The following is a 13,604-nucleotide window of genomic DNA, read 5'->3' as shown; positions in this document are numbered from 1 at the left end:
GCTTCGGCCAGCCGCGCTTCCACCTCGGCAAGCCGCGCCGCCTGCGCCTGGCCCTCTCGCCGCGCCCGGTCCGCCCGATCCAGCGCCTGCAGCGTATGCGCCAGCTCTTGCGAGCGGCCGCGCGGCTTATACAGCTTGTCCGCCTCCTGCTGCAGCCACCGTTCGGCCTCGGCGACCTGGCGGCCGCCCCCGAGGCCGGTGTCGTACAGGAAAGCGCCGACCTCGTCGCCCTGGAGCGCCTGCAGCTCATGCAGCTCGTCCAGCGTAATCGCGAACAGACGCCGGAACAGCTCCCCGTTCAGGCCGCCCAGCAGCTCCGTCTCCAGCGCGGACTGGGTCATCCGGTCCAGGCGGCCGTCCGGCCCCCGGCGGTGGATGACCGTCTGCACGCTGCCGTTCCGCTCCAGGCGCTCGATCCGCCATTCCTGTCCGCGATCGTCCTCCACGGCGAGCCGCCCGCCGTAGACGCCGCCTTCCGCGGGCTCGTAGCGGCCGGCCGCGCCGCCGCGCTTCGGGAAGCCATACAGCATGCCCCGGAGAAAAGCGGCAAGCGTGCTCTTCCCCGACTCATTCGGGCCGAGCAGCAGCGTGATCCCGCCGGGCTTCCCCGGTTCGGCCAGGTCTAGCTCCAGATCGCGCAGTTCGCCGAAGCCGTTCACATGCAAATGCAGCAGCCTCATGACGCGTTCCCTCCTTCCTGCAGCGCTTCGAGCGCCAGCAGCATCGCTTCCTGCAGCCAATCCGCCTGCGCTTCTTCCGGCTGTTCGGCCAGCCATTGACGAAGCCGGGGCTGCGCCTGGAAAGCGCGAAGCGCTTCAGTAAGCAGCTCGCCCCGCAGTTCGCTGTCCTGCCGGCCCCGGTCCGCCAGCCGGACCAGATCGCCGAGGAAGCTGTCCGACTCCAGCCAGACGGCCGGATCGAGATCCGGGCGGCACCGGACGCGAAGCTCGGCGATCCATACCCCGTCCGTGGAACCGGACCGCTCCATCCGTTCCAGTTCCTGCTCGTTGGCCGCAGCCGCCCACTGCTGCTCCAGCGATTGCCGCTGCAGCTCGCGGTAGAGCGCCGTGCGCCCGACCAGCGTCAGGCGGACGAAGTTGAGGCGGCTCCCGCTCTGCTGGCGCAGCCCGGCCAGCGCCGCGTCCAGCCGTTCCATCACCTGCTGCATATCGGCGAGATCCGCGATATCGACGGCCTCGTCGCACCAGCGGACCTGATCGAGCGGGGCGAAGCGCAGCGAGACATGACGCCGCTCGTCCACCTCGACGACGTAAGCGCCCTTCGCTCCGGTCTCCTTGACATGCCGTCCCTGCGTATTGCCGGGATAAACGATGTACGGAGAGGCATGGAGCACCTCCCGGAGGTGAATATGGCCGAGCGCCCAATAATCGTACCCGGAGGCGATAAGCTCCCGTTTGGAGCATGGCGCATACGGATCATGGCCCGGCCGCCCGTCAACCGTCCCATGCAGCAGGCCGATGCGGAACAAGCGCGCCCCTTCCGCCAAGCCGGCCGCTTCTTCGGCGGCAATCGCCTTCTCCGGTTCGGACGGATAACGCGCGGCCAGATTGTCCCGCACCGCAGCGTCCCCGTAAGACATCCCGGCAATCACCGCGAGCGGCGTCCCGTCGGAGCCGCGGGCCAAGGCCGCGCCGGGCGACCCGGTGCCGAAGACGGTCACGTTGTCCGGCCACGTCCACTGCACGCCTTCATGCAGCGGATCATGATTGCCGTGAATCAGATAAACCGCGATCCGGTGCCGGGCCAGCCGTTCCATTCCCCGCTGGAGACGCCACTGGGCCTTGAGCGACCGCTCCTTGCCGTCATACAGGTCGCCGCTGATGACGACGAACGCGGCCTGCTCCCGCACCGCCAGATCCACGAGCGCGTCCCAAGCGGCGAAGGTCGATTCGACGGCACGCGAGCGCAGCGGCGCCGGAAGCTCCTTCAAGCCCCGGAACGGGCTGTCCACATGCAGGTCTGCCGCATGTATGAAGCGAAACGCATTCAACTTCCTCTCTCCCCTCTGATCATGCGCGAACGCCCGGCAGATGAGCGCCGGGCGTTCGCATGGCCTCCGGCCGGCGAAATCAATCCGCCGTGACGCGGAAGCGAAGATAGATCCGCTTCAACTCGTTCACGACGCCGCTCAGCGAGTAATCCTGCTTCGCCTTCGTCCAGGCTGTCCGGGACAGCTCATAGCGGAACGCCGGATCCGTCATGACCCGATCCAGCGCCGCGGCGAGCGCGTCCGGATCGTCGACAGGCACGAGCAGTCCGTTCACCCCGTCGGTGATCTGCTCGGCGATGCCGCCGACATTCGTTCCCACCAAGGCCAGCCCGCACAGCGCCGCCTCCGCGAACACCGAGCCGAACGCCTCCGCGCGGGAGGGCAGCACGAAGATGTCCGAGAATGGCATGAACTCCTCCGGATGGAGCATATAACCATAAAATATCGTCTCGTCATAGATGCCCAGCTCCTGAGCGAGACGCTCCAGATCCTCGCGGATCGGCCCGTCGCCGATAATGTGGAGCACATAAGGACGGCCGCGCCGCTTCAGCTCGGAGCATGCCCGGAGCAGCACATCGAGCCCTTTCGCCGGGACAAGCCGGCATACGACAATGAGCTGGGGCACCTCATTCTCATGGGCAATCGGCCGGAACCGCTTCTCGTCGAAGCCGTTCGGCAGCACCTCGATCCGCTCCGGGCGCGCGACGTAGGGCGCCAGATCATGCCGGAACGAATTCGATACCGTCATCATCAGATCGACATGCGCTTCCAGTTCACCATATAGAGAGGTCAGGAAGCGGAACTCCGGTCCGTCCGGCTCGATTTTGCCGTTCAGAAGCAGCTCCCGCTCGTAGCTGGAGTGAACCGTCAGGATGACTGGCGTCTCGGGGAAGAGCCGCTTCATCACCCAGCCGGCAATCGGATGATGGGCATGAATAAGATCATAGGAGCAGGTGATTCGCCGTCTCGTCCACCATATGTAATCGCGGATCGTCTGAATATATTTGACCACAATCGGAGAATCGCCATACGCGGTCCAGTCGAAGGTCGTGAATACGATCTCCTCCTGCCCTTTGCCCCGCAGCCGCTTCGGCAGCGAGAACAGCTCCATCTCCCATCGGGGGAGCTGGAAGCGGTCTTGTATATAAGGAACCATGGAGGACACTCCTCCCGGCTGTTCCGGCGGGAAAAACAACGCCTGCAGTATTTTCATGCCAGCCTCCTTCATGTTGCTTTCGCTTTTCGATGTCTACCATTTATGATATATTAGAACATATGTTTCAGTAAAGACTACGCAAATGGAGCTATCGATTGCGATGAATCGGCTTGTTACCCCAGAGTTCTCCGGCAGCACCGCCGTCGCGGTGACGTCGGCGTGTATGATGTATATTTTGTTCATTATGCTCTTGATGACCGTTCGCCTCTATTCCAGGCAGCGCTCCGGAGCTTATATTCTATTCATCGCGGCCTTGCTGCTCATCGCGTTCGAGCGGACGTTGGATCTTACCGATTATGAATGGTTTCCCGGATGGTTCGATCAGTATGGGATAGGAAGAACCGCCCTGCAAGCGTTTTCTTTTTTGCTGATGAATCTGGCGGTGCTGCGGCTGTACAAGCGCAGCAACCGGAGAATGCGGGTGTACGCGCTGACCGCTCTGCTGCTGCTCGCGGGCGCCGCCGCCTTCTCCCTCATCCTGGCGGAGCAGTACGGAATGTCCGCCAAGCCGTCGTGGCCGCTCATAGTCTATCATATGACGTTCACCGTATTCTGTTATTTCTGGATTGGCCCCCGTGCGGGACAGCGAGTGAAGTATGCGTTCACCCTGCTCGTCAATTTTTTGATGAATCTGTCGTCCGGCGTGAACTCGATTTATTTCGGCGGAATGAACAGGCTTCTGTTCTACCTGGAGCACGCGCTTCCGCTCGTTTATTTCACGCTGATGTTCTTCATTCTGTTCGAGCGCGTGGTCGAGCATCTGCAGCGGACGTACCGCTCCTCGATTACCGACGGGCTGACCCAGTTGTACAACCGCCGCTACCTCTTCAAGGCGATGCAGAGCTATGCGCAGAAGGAGGCCGCCATTTCGCTTATTTTCTGCGACATCGACAACTTCAAGCGCTTGAACGATACACAGGGGCATGACAAGGCCGATGATGAGCTGAAGCTGGTCTCCGCGATCATTCGGGAGGAAGTGGAGGAAGCCGGCATTCCGGGGCGTTTCGGAGGCGAGGAGCTGGTGGCGCTGATCGTGGATCCGCATGCCCGAACGGATCAGTTGGCCGAGAATATCCGCCAGAGAGTGGAGGCGGAGACAAGCGTCACCGTCAGCGTCGGCCACAGCACGCTGCGCAGCGGAATGACGCCCGAGGAACTGGTCAGAGAGGCCGACCAGGCGATGTACCACTCGAAGACGACAGGCAAGAATAAAGTTACCGATTATGAGGCTATCGGCAGCCCCCGCCGGCGCAAGCGCGCGTCCGCGGCCGGCGGCCGCTGAACAGAAGCGCCCCTGCCGGGACGGAGTCCGGCAGGGGCGCTGTTCATGCATCACTGCACATCGCGCTTCTGGAAGACGAAGAACGAGACGGCGAGCAGCACGGCAAAGTAGATTGCGTACATCATGAGGCTGAAGCCTAACGTCGCCCCTTCATAAGGCAACTGGCCTTCCCCGAAATAAGGTCCCCAGTTCAAATGCGGGAACACCAGCCATTTGTACCACTCCTTCTGATGGAGCATCATCGAGACCGTTCCGCCGAGCATCTGGCCAATGATCGGCAGCGCGATGGACAAGCCCAGACTTCGGGTCAACACGGCAATCATGAATGCGAGCGTGAGCTGAAAGGCCGCTTCCGAAAAACCAAGGAAGAGCGACACGACCGAATCCATCAGGGTAGCATCCTCTGCGGACAGATTGAACAGCGCGGCTCCGATACCCAATCCAAGCAGCAAAATGACCATATAAGCCGCGAACAGCACGAGGAGCGCATTCACCCATTTCGAGGCCAGGACAAGCGCGCGGCTGGCCGGCCGGATTAACAGCTGCTTGATCGTGCCGTCCTTGAATTCGTCCGTGATCGTCTGCGCCGCGACGATGATGATGAAGATTGTGGTCAGCGGCCGGGCGACGAACACAAAGGTATTGGCAAATTCCAAATAAGGCATGGCTCCGTCCTTGAACACGAAAAACCGGATGACAACCCCGAGCAGCAACGCCATCAGCGCGAGAAAAATATAATAATACGGGGCTTGCCGCTTGCTGTTCGTCTTCATCCATTCATTCTGGACGAGCGAGAAAAAGTAACTCATTCGATCCGGCCTCCTTTCGTCATCGTCAGGAAGGTATCTTCCAGCGTCGGGGCCGAGGTCCGGACCTCATAGATCGCGATGCCCGCGTGGACAAGCTTCTCGACGACCTTCGGAATCTCGTTCCGCATGACGTTCACGGTGATGCCGGAACGCGCTTCGTCCCTGGCCGCTTGCCAATCCGCCGCGGCGAGCGCCTGCAGCGCTTCCTCGGCCCGATCCACCTCCAGATAGATTGTGGCCGGCCGCGCTTCCGCCGCGTCCGCGGACGGATTCAGCTCCCGCTCCCCGACGAATTTGCCGTTCTGGATGATAACGACCCGATCGCACATCAATTCGATTTCCGAGAGCAAATGACTCGAGACGAGAATCGAGATTTTCTCCTCCCTCGCCAAACGGCGCAAATAGTCGCGGAGCTGCCGGATGCCGGCCGGATCGAGCCCGTTCGTAGGCTCGTCCAAAATCAGAATCGAAGGATCGTGTAGCAGCGCCTGCGCGATGCCGAGCCGCTGCCGCATCCCCAGCGAGTAGTTCTTCACCTTTTTATCTATCGCATTTTCGAGCTCGACGAGCCGCACGATTTCCTCGATCCGCTCCTCGCTGATCGATTTGCCGCTCAAGCGGGCGAAATGAAGCAGGTTTTTGCGCCCGCTCATAAATTTGTACAGCTCCGGATTTTCGACGACCGCCCCGACATGGGTCATCGCTTTGGCCCGGTCGGTCCGGATGTCATGACCTTCAATCCGGATTCGTCCCGACGTCATGGACATCAGTCCGACGATCATGCGGATCGTCGTCGTCTTCCCTGCGCCGTTCGGACCGAGGAAGCCATAGACTTCCCCGCGCCGCACGCGGAACGATAAATTATCGATAATCGTTTTTCCCCGAATTTTCTTCGTCACGCCTTCCAATTCTACAACGGTATCATCGGTGCCTTGCATCAAATCTCACTCCTTCCATAGTACAGCTTCTCATGTCGCTGCCTCTCTCTGACTTACTTTACCGGATTCTTCCCTTCATTCCAACTGCGGAATCCGGACTGCCCGATTGGCGATCGGACAGGACATCTATTTCGTACGCAGCAGCGGCCGACTCGTTTCGCTTCTATTCCAAATTCCTTCGGCTTGCAGGCCAGCTTTTCCGTTCGGCGGCCCGTTCGGCGCGGGACGGTTTACGGTGACGGGGGCTCTGTTCCACGGACAGGAGATGCCTGTCTATCATTGAATCATTCGCTTCGGTTATAGTAAAATTGTAACGGATTATGCGATCATGAATCTGCACCGAGTATTTCACGCGAAGGTGGAAGGCATGGATCTCTTCGGATGGGTTTATACCTTTTTGGCGGGCGTAGTATTTTTAACGGCGGGGATCATTTCTTCTTTCCCTCCTCCCAAATTGCCCTGGTTGCTCAGAATCATGATTTTATGTATTGGTATCGCCTTTCTTTTCTATTCCATAATGAGCATCCTTGACGTTATTTTCACTTTTTAATTGTTTCCGCGAACCTTGCAGGTACTGCACCATGTCATGACCGTACGCCGGATTCCGGCCCGCCTTTCAGGGCAAGCTACATGAGAAAGCGCAGATAACCGCTCGTTCTCTAACCGGGAATCAGCGGCTTTTTTCTTGCCGGGATGACGACGGCACGGCCCATTTTATCATACAAGGAGTTAATGCGATGTCAATATCATTGCCTGATGAATTGCCTCTGGCCTATCAAGAACAGATGAAGCGCCTGTTCGAAGCGGACGGCGAACCGATCGAGCCCTTCCTCGACAGCTACAAGGAGCCCCGGACCTACGGCCTGCGCGTGCAGCCCGGGAAGTGGGGCCGGCATGAGACGGCCCGCCGGAACGCGGCCGCCCTCTTCGGCCTGGAGCCTGTCCCGTGGTGCCCGGAAGGATATTACTATGAGGAATCATCCCGGCCCGGGAAGCATCCCTACCATCATGCCGGTTTGTATTACATACAGGAGCCTTCCGCCATGTCTTCCGCCGAGCTGCTCGATCCGCGGCCGGGCGAGCTCGTGCTGGACCTGGCCGCGGCTCCGGGAGGCAAGGCGACGCAGATCGCCGGGCGGATGAAGGGCGAGGGACTGCTTATCGCCAACGAGATCCATCCGCAGCGAGCCAAAATACTGGCCGAAAATATGGAGCGGATGGGCATCGTCAACTGCATCGTCACGCAGGCGGATCCGCATGCGTTGGCCGAGCGCTTCCCGCACAGCTTCGACCGCATTATGCTGGATGCGCCCTGCTCGGGGGAAGGAATGTTCCGCAAAGATCCGGAGGCGGTCAACGAATGGTCGCCCGAGCATGTGGAGGCATGCGCGCTCCGTCAACGGGATATTATCCGGGCGGCTGTCCGCATGCTTCGCCCGGGAGGAAGCCTTGTCTATTCCACCTGCACCTTCAATCGCCAGGAGAACGAGGACATCATCGCTCATTGGCTGGAGACGTATCCCGAATTCAAGCTGGCGCGCATGGAACGGCTGTGGCCGCACCGCCATCGGGGGGAAGGGCATTTCGTCGCGCTATTGAAGAAATCTCCTTCCGCGCCAGACACGGCGGACGGTTCGGCCTTGGCGCAATCCGGCCGCCGCGGCGGCCGCAAGGGCAAGGGCTCTGCCGGAGTCAATGCGGCGGCGGCCGCGTTCCGGCAGTACGCCGAATGGGCCCGCGAGCATCTGCCCGGCCTGGAGCTTCCGCCAGGAAGGCCGCTGCTGTTCGGGGACGAGCTGTACTACGTTCCCGATACGCATTCGGGAGCGCGGGCGCTGCTTGACGACGCTTCCGTATTCTCCGGGCTGCGCCTGCCCCGCCCCGGCCTTCATCTCGCCCATATGCGCAAGAACCGAATCGAGCCGGCCCATGCGCTGGCGATGGCTTGTACGTCCGCGGAACAGGCCGCGCTTCGCTTGGACGCCGCCGCGGACGATCCGCGCATTGCCGCTTATCTGCGCGGCGAGCCGATCGCCCCGAACCCGGAACAAGCGGCCGCCAAGGGCTGGACCATCGTCGCCGTCGACGGGCTCCCGATCGGATGGGGCAAAGCGTCCGGGGGCATGATCAAAAACCATCTTCCAAAAGGCCTCCGCACGCTCAGTTAAGCAAGAGGCTGTCTGCCGCTATTTGTCATGCTATGGATGGACATGGAATCATTCCTCCCGCCAGCACAAAAAAACCGCTGACCTTGCAGATTCAAATGCTCCCCCGGGAGCCTTGCCTCTGCAAGGTTAACGGTTACCCCTGATCGTTGGATGCGCAATCCACGATCATTTCATCAATCATCTCATTATGGAACATCATCGTGAGATGGAGCGACTGCACCTGCTTATCCTTCGCCAATTGACAGGCGAGCTCCTGGCCGATGCAGGCCCGGTCCGCACCCGTTCCCGGCACGCGAAAATCGATATACCCGGACATTTCCGGCCCGTCGGCGCTGATCGTGGCCTCTCCGACGGGAAGAGAACCGTTCTGATCGCGGTAAATATCATAGAGCAGCGCGCTGCCGTCATCCCGCGCCAAAATCACGTGAATCCGATCATCCGCCCCTTCTGTCCCGTTTTCCTCGTCCGGGGCATGCTCCAGCCTGTCCATCGGCCCGGCGCCGAACGGCGCTGCTTGCCGCCCCGCCTCCGCCCGATATTCCGCGACGTCATCATTCGTGACGATGCGCTGCACTTGTCCCGTTACGAACACGACCTCCAGATCGGCGACGCCCAATGCCTCCGCCGTATGCCGGACATAGCGCTCGACCTGTTCCTCGATCGCGCTCCGGTGCCGACCCAGCACTTCGCTTCCGTCCATGACGAATATCCCTTGAAGCCGTTCCCGCTCCCGATACAGCCAGATGAACTCCCCTGCGTACGCGCCATTGAACAGCACATCCTGCGATTCCCCGCTTGCCGTTCGGAAGTCGGGACGAAATTGAATCATCTGCGTGTCCTCCCTTGCCATTTCCGGTAATTCCGGTACTCCTATAAGGTTGCCCGTTCCTTCCCGTTACATTCCCGGGACGGGTCTGGTTATCCGTCCAACCGAAGCCGGATTCCGCTGCAGAATCTGTGGATGTCGGAACAAGGGGACACCGTCCCGCCGGGTAGCCATCCCGCAGTTCCGCTTCATCTCGAACAAGGGAGGAATGCTTCCATGGGTGCAGGAGCAGGTCTTTTTACATCGACAGGCGTTATTCTCGTATTGTTCATTTTGCTGGTCATCGTATCCCGGTCGCTTATCTACTAGAAGACAACAGGAACAAGCAAGGCGGGGACACCCCCGCCTCGTTCCGCGTTATCCCGCGGACGCCTAGCGCGCTCCCGCCTCCAGACAGTGCTTGACAAGCGCCTCATGCACGCCGTCTTCATTGTTCGATGCCGTGACTTCCTGTGCGGCCGCCTTCACTTCAATCGGCGAATTATCCATCGCGATGCCCATCCCCGCAAATTGAATCATCGACAGATCATTATAGTAGTTGCCAATGGCGAGCACCCGCTCCGGGGCAACGCCGCGAAGCTCCGCCAGCTTCGCCAGCGCGCTTCCCTTGGAGGCATCCTGATGCATAATATCGATGAAGTAATCCCCGGAGCGGATATAGTGCAAGCGATGCTCCCACAAATCCAATTCCGCCTCCACCCGATCCATCTCTTCTTTTTGCCCGCTCAACGTCATTTTGACCGGCGCGTCCTCCAACGCGTCCCAGCTTGGAAGCTGCTTCGGCTCGACAAGGAACTGAGCGTACAGATCCAGCGTCTCCGGCGCCATTCCCGCCCGGTCATCCACATACAAATCGAACACCGTGTTAATATTGAAATGAACGCCGTGCTCGCGGCAATATTGAATGTACGGCTCCAGCTCTTGCGGCGGAATATCGAACCGGTGCAGAATGCGCCGGCCTTTCGATGCGACGGTCGCCGCTCCGTTATGCGTAATGACAACCCCTTCCAGCCCCAGCTCGTCCAAATAAGGCAGCGTGCTTTGCGGGGCGCGCCCGGTGCAGAGCACAATCTCCGCTCCTTGCTCGGCTACGCTCCGTATCGTAGCGGCCGTCCGACCCGTAATCGCGTGTTCGTCATTCAACAGCGTCCCGTCCATATCCAATGCAATCATTCGGTAATTCATAGGCCTTCTCTCTCCCCTTTTGTCGGTTCTATCCCTCATTGTGTCCCGAGCGAAGCCGTTCTATCTCTTCCGGACCGCATTCGCGCCACTGTCCGGGCTTCAACTCCGGGTCCAGCTCCAGCGTTCCCATTGAGAGACGCTTCAAATAGACAACCTTCTTGCCGACCGCCGCGAACATACGCTTCACCTGATGAAATTTTCCCTCCGTTATTGTCAGCTCGATATCCGACAGGACGCTCCCTTCCCCATCCGGCCGGTGACCGAGAATGTTCAGCCGCGCCGGAGCCGTCACATAACCGTCATCCAGCGTGACGCCCGCGGCGAAGCTGGCGCCGTCCTCGGCGGTCACTTCGCCCGCCACCTGAGCGAAGTAGGTCTTCGGGACATGCTTCTTCGGAGACAGCAGTTGATGGGCCAGTTGCCCATCGTTGCTGATCAGAAGCAAGCCTTCCGTATCTTTATCCAGCCGGCCGACCGGGAACGGCTCGAAATGCCGCAGCGCCGCCGGAAGCAGATCCAGCACTGTCCGCTCGCGCGTATCCTCCGTCGCGGAAATAACCCCCTGCGGCTTGTTCATCATTACGTAAATATATTCGCGATACATTACGATCTCATCGTCCAGCCGGACGACATCCCGTTCCGGATCGACCTGTTGGCCGCTATCCTTCACGCTCTTGCCGTTGACGGATATCCGCCCCGCCTTGGCCCATTTTCTGATATCCGACCGGGAACCGCGGCCCATATGCGCGAGCAGCTTGTCGATCCGCATCATTTTGCCCATGACGACAGGGTCACCTCCTCTGCCTCTAACCGTTCTTGTTCCTGCGGGTTCGCGTGGCCTGATGCAGAACATGTCCCTATCAGCATACCATGTTGTCGCCCGTTTTGGAAAAGAATCCAGTGAAGGGCTGCTTCCTCCTCTTCTCGTCAATGTGCAAGCAGACTTACATTATTGTCATGTATGCCCGCAACGGGGAAACTTTATTGTACAATATCCGTATGAAAACATTGTTTTCACAATCATCCGGGACAACAGACAATCAGAGAGAGGAGGAGACGGATGTTACGTGTTGAAAATCTGTCGCACGCCTTCAAAAACGGGCCGGAGACGACCCAGGTGCTTCACTCGGTATCGTTCAGTGTGCAGCGCGGAGAGATGGTCGCCCTGCTCGGGAGCTCCGGCTCCGGCAAGTCGACCCTGCTGAATTTGATGGCAGGGCTGATGAAGCCGACGGAAGGCAGCATATATATCGCCGGCCAGAACATCGTCACGATGAGCGAGAACCAGTTGGCCGAATTCCGGCGCGGGAATATCGGCTTTATTTTCCAAGCCTATGAACTGATCGCCAATCTCACGGTACGGGAGAACGTCGAGCTGCCGCTCATCTTTCAGGGCGTCGCCCCTTCCGAGCGCAAGGCCAAGGCGATGCGCCTGTTGGAACAGGTCGGCCTTCCCGACAAGTCAGAGCTGTTCACGTCCCAGCTCTCGGGCGGACAGCAGCAGCGGGTCAGTATCGCCCGTTCGCTTATCACCGATCCGTCCGTTATTTTTGCCGACGAGCCGACGGGGAATCTCGATACCCGCACCGAGGAGGAGATTATCGCGATCTTGAAGCAGTTGAACCAGACAATGGATACGACATTCATCATCGTCACCCACGAGCATGAAGTGGCTGCCCAGACGAAACGCATTCTTACGCTGAGAGACGGCCATCTGCACGATGACAGCCCCGCTCCGGAGCAAGCTCGGGAAGAAGCGGTCCCGGCCGGAGGTGAAACCCATTGAGAATCGCTGACTACATACGGCTGTCCTGGGATCAGTTGAAGCGGCGCAAGGTAGTTACCGGCTTGTGCGCCATCGGGATCTCGATCGGCTGCGCCTCTATCGTCGTCGCGATGAGCGTTGGGGAATCGGCCCAGGTGTTCGCGGAGAAGCAATTGAATTCCTTTCTGAAAATGGATGAGATCACCGTCACGCCGAACAAGGGCGTCTCGGACCCGAGCGCGCAAAACGCAAGCAAAAGCGATAACAGCGAAGCCGAGGAACGCGGGCAGATTACCGAGCAGAAGCTCGAGGTCATCCGCAATATACCTCACGTCAAGGCGGTAGCGGCTTTTCAGCAGCTCGGCTATATGCAGATGGAGACCGCCGACGAGCGCAAGTCCGGCCTGGAGATTATCGGCACCGACCTGAATACGCTGACCGACTTCGGCCATGAGTTCATGCAGGGCGCGGCTTCCGATCTGACAGGGACCGTCATTTTGAATTACGGGGCCACCCTCGGACTCGTCGACGAGGAGACGATGGACAAGCTGATCAAGCAGTTGAACGAGAACCCGTACGACGATGCGTTAATGCAGCAATACCGCAATCTGAGCCGTACGCCGAGTTCGCTCTATCAGCGCCAGATCCGGCTGATCCCGTTCGGAGGCGAGGACGGCAAACGCCCGCAGGCCAGTTCTCCGCTTCGCGTGTCCGGCGTGCTCAAGAAGCCGGCCGGCAGCACGGATGACATGATCATGTACGACAAAAAGGCGTATGTCTCGCTGGAGACCGCCGAACTGCTGCAGCAAGAGCTGAAGATCGAAGGGGACTCCGTTCCCAAGCCAGGTACATACAACTCGCTCATCGTCAAGGTCGACGATCAGAAAAATGTCGAGCACGTCGAAAAGCAAATCAAAAAGCTGGTCCTGAACACAAGCACCAACCTTCACCAGATAGACCGACTGAAGGAACAATTCGCCATCGTGCGCACGATCGCCCTCGGCATCGGCTTGTTCGTGCTGTTCATCGCTTCCATTTCGATCGTCGTCGCGATGACGATGTCAACGTATCAGCGCCGCCGGCAAATCGGAATTATGAAGGTGCTGGGCGCCAACCTGAAGCAGATCCGCAATATGTTCATCATCGAAGCGGCGCTGCTCGGCCTGGTAGGCGGCCTGGTCGGCATTATGCTGTCCTATTGGATCGTCTGGGCGATCAACGGGGCGGCCGCAGGGGCCATGTCGGACGGCAGCGGGGATCCGATTATTTTTATTTCGTCCAACTTTATTCCGATCGGCATCGCCTTCGCTATTATGACCGGGGTCATATCGGGCCTCTATCCTGCGATAAGCGCGTCGCGAACCGATGCGCTGACGGCCATCAAGCGCGATTGATCGCGGTCGC

13 protein-coding genes are annotated in these 13,604 nt (G+C 59.6%); 5 read left to right on the top strand and 8 right to left on the bottom strand.

Features of this window, described 5'->3' with window-relative positions; translation table 11 throughout:
• The 3 genes from ABD76_RS13130 to ABD76_RS13120 all read right to left on the bottom strand — a co-directional run.
• A partial coding sequence (locus ABD76_RS13130; protein WP_197257507.1) for an AAA family ATPase occupies positions 1 to 680 on the bottom strand: 680 nt, incomplete at its 3' end.
• Positions 677 to 2,011, bottom strand: coding sequence for a metallophosphoesterase family protein (locus ABD76_RS13125; RefSeq protein WP_197257505.1), 1,335 nt, complete (start codon positions 2,009 to 2,011; stop codon positions 677 to 679). The genes ABD76_RS13125 and ABD76_RS13130, both read right to left, overlap by 4 nt.
• Before the next feature lie 79 nt (positions 2,012 to 2,090).
• On the bottom strand, positions 2,091 to 3,224 hold the full coding sequence (locus ABD76_RS13120) for a glycosyltransferase family 4 protein (protein WP_197257503.1): 1,134 nt from the start codon (positions 3,222 to 3,224) through the stop codon (positions 2,091 to 2,093).
• Positions 3,225 to 3,309: 85 nt separating this feature from the next.
• Here ABD76_RS13120 and ABD76_RS13115 point away from each other — a divergent pair, with 85 nt between their 5' ends.
• Positions 3,310 to 4,509, top strand: coding sequence for a GGDEF domain-containing protein (locus ABD76_RS13115; protein WP_197257501.1), 1,200 nt, complete (start codon positions 3,310 to 3,312; stop codon positions 4,507 to 4,509).
• Positions 4,510 to 4,559: 50 nt separating this feature from the next.
• Here ABD76_RS13115 and ABD76_RS13110 read toward each other — a convergent pair whose 3' ends face one another.
• The gene (locus tag ABD76_RS13110; RefSeq protein WP_197257499.1) at positions 4,560 to 5,318 is read right to left on the bottom strand and encodes an ABC transporter permease; all 759 of its coding nucleotides are present in this window, start codon (positions 5,316 to 5,318) and stop codon (positions 4,560 to 4,562) included.
• A complete protein-coding gene (locus ABD76_RS13105; RefSeq protein ID WP_197257498.1) occupies positions 5,315 to 6,256 on the bottom strand; it encodes an ABC transporter ATP-binding protein in 942 nt (313 codons plus the stop codon). Before ABD76_RS13105 ends, ABD76_RS13110 begins: the two co-directional genes overlap by 4 nt.
• Before the next feature lie 737 nt (positions 6,257 to 6,993).
• Here ABD76_RS13105 and ABD76_RS13100 point away from each other — a divergent pair.
• A complete protein-coding gene (locus ABD76_RS13100; protein ID WP_197257496.1) occupies positions 6,994 to 8,424 on the top strand; it encodes an RsmB/NOP family class I SAM-dependent RNA methyltransferase in 1,431 nt (476 codons plus the stop codon).
• Positions 8,425 to 8,557: 133 nt separating this feature from the next.
• Here ABD76_RS13100 and ABD76_RS13095 read toward each other — a convergent pair whose 3' ends face one another.
• Positions 8,558 to 9,253, bottom strand: a complete 696-nt coding sequence (locus tag ABD76_RS13095) for a hypothetical protein (protein WP_197257494.1) — start codon at positions 9,251 to 9,253, stop codon at positions 8,558 to 8,560.
• A gap of 213 nt (positions 9,254 to 9,466) precedes the next feature.
• Here ABD76_RS13095 and ABD76_RS13090 point away from each other — a divergent pair, with 213 nt between their 5' ends.
• Positions 9,467 to 9,559, top strand: a complete 93-nt coding sequence (locus ABD76_RS13090) for a sporulation protein YjcZ (RefSeq protein ID WP_197257492.1) — start codon at positions 9,467 to 9,469, stop codon at positions 9,557 to 9,559.
• Between the two features lie 63 nt (positions 9,560 to 9,622).
• Here the strand turns inward: ABD76_RS13090 and ABD76_RS13085 are convergent, their stop codons facing one another.
• Together ABD76_RS13085 and ABD76_RS13080 are read right to left on the bottom strand one after the other, a co-directional pair.
• Positions 9,623 to 10,435, bottom strand: coding sequence for a Cof-type HAD-IIB family hydrolase (locus ABD76_RS13085; protein ID WP_197257490.1), 813 nt, complete (start codon positions 10,433 to 10,435; stop codon positions 9,623 to 9,625).
• Positions 10,436 to 10,463: 28 nt separating this feature from the next.
• On the bottom strand, positions 10,464 to 11,216 hold the full coding sequence (locus ABD76_RS13080; protein WP_197257488.1) for a pseudouridine synthase: 753 nt from the start codon (positions 11,214 to 11,216) through the stop codon (positions 10,464 to 10,466).
• A 279-nt stretch (positions 11,217 to 11,495) separates the two neighbouring features.
• On the opposite strand from ABD76_RS13080, the gene ABD76_RS13075 reads away from it, so the two are divergent.
• Both ABD76_RS13075 and ABD76_RS13070 read left to right on the top strand, forming a co-directional pair.
• Positions 11,496 to 12,221: an ABC transporter ATP-binding protein gene (locus ABD76_RS13075; RefSeq protein ID WP_197257486.1), complete on the top strand. Its 726-nt coding sequence runs from the start codon at positions 11,496 to 11,498 to the stop codon at positions 12,219 to 12,221.
• On the top strand, positions 12,218 to 13,594 hold the full coding sequence (locus ABD76_RS13070) for an ABC transporter permease (protein ID WP_197257484.1): 1,377 nt from the start codon (positions 12,218 to 12,220) through the stop codon (positions 13,592 to 13,594). Before ABD76_RS13075 ends, ABD76_RS13070 begins: the two co-directional genes overlap by 4 nt.
• Positions 13,595 to 13,604 lie beyond the last annotated feature (10 nt).

This window comes from Paenibacillus dendritiformis, from assembly GCF_015845845.1.
Taxonomy (GTDB): domain Bacteria; phylum Bacillota; class Bacilli; order Paenibacillales; family Paenibacillaceae; genus Paenibacillus_B; species Paenibacillus_B dendritiformis_C.
The sequence above is the reverse complement of the archived record's forward strand: the minus strand, read 5'-3'. Positions and strand labels throughout refer to the sequence as shown.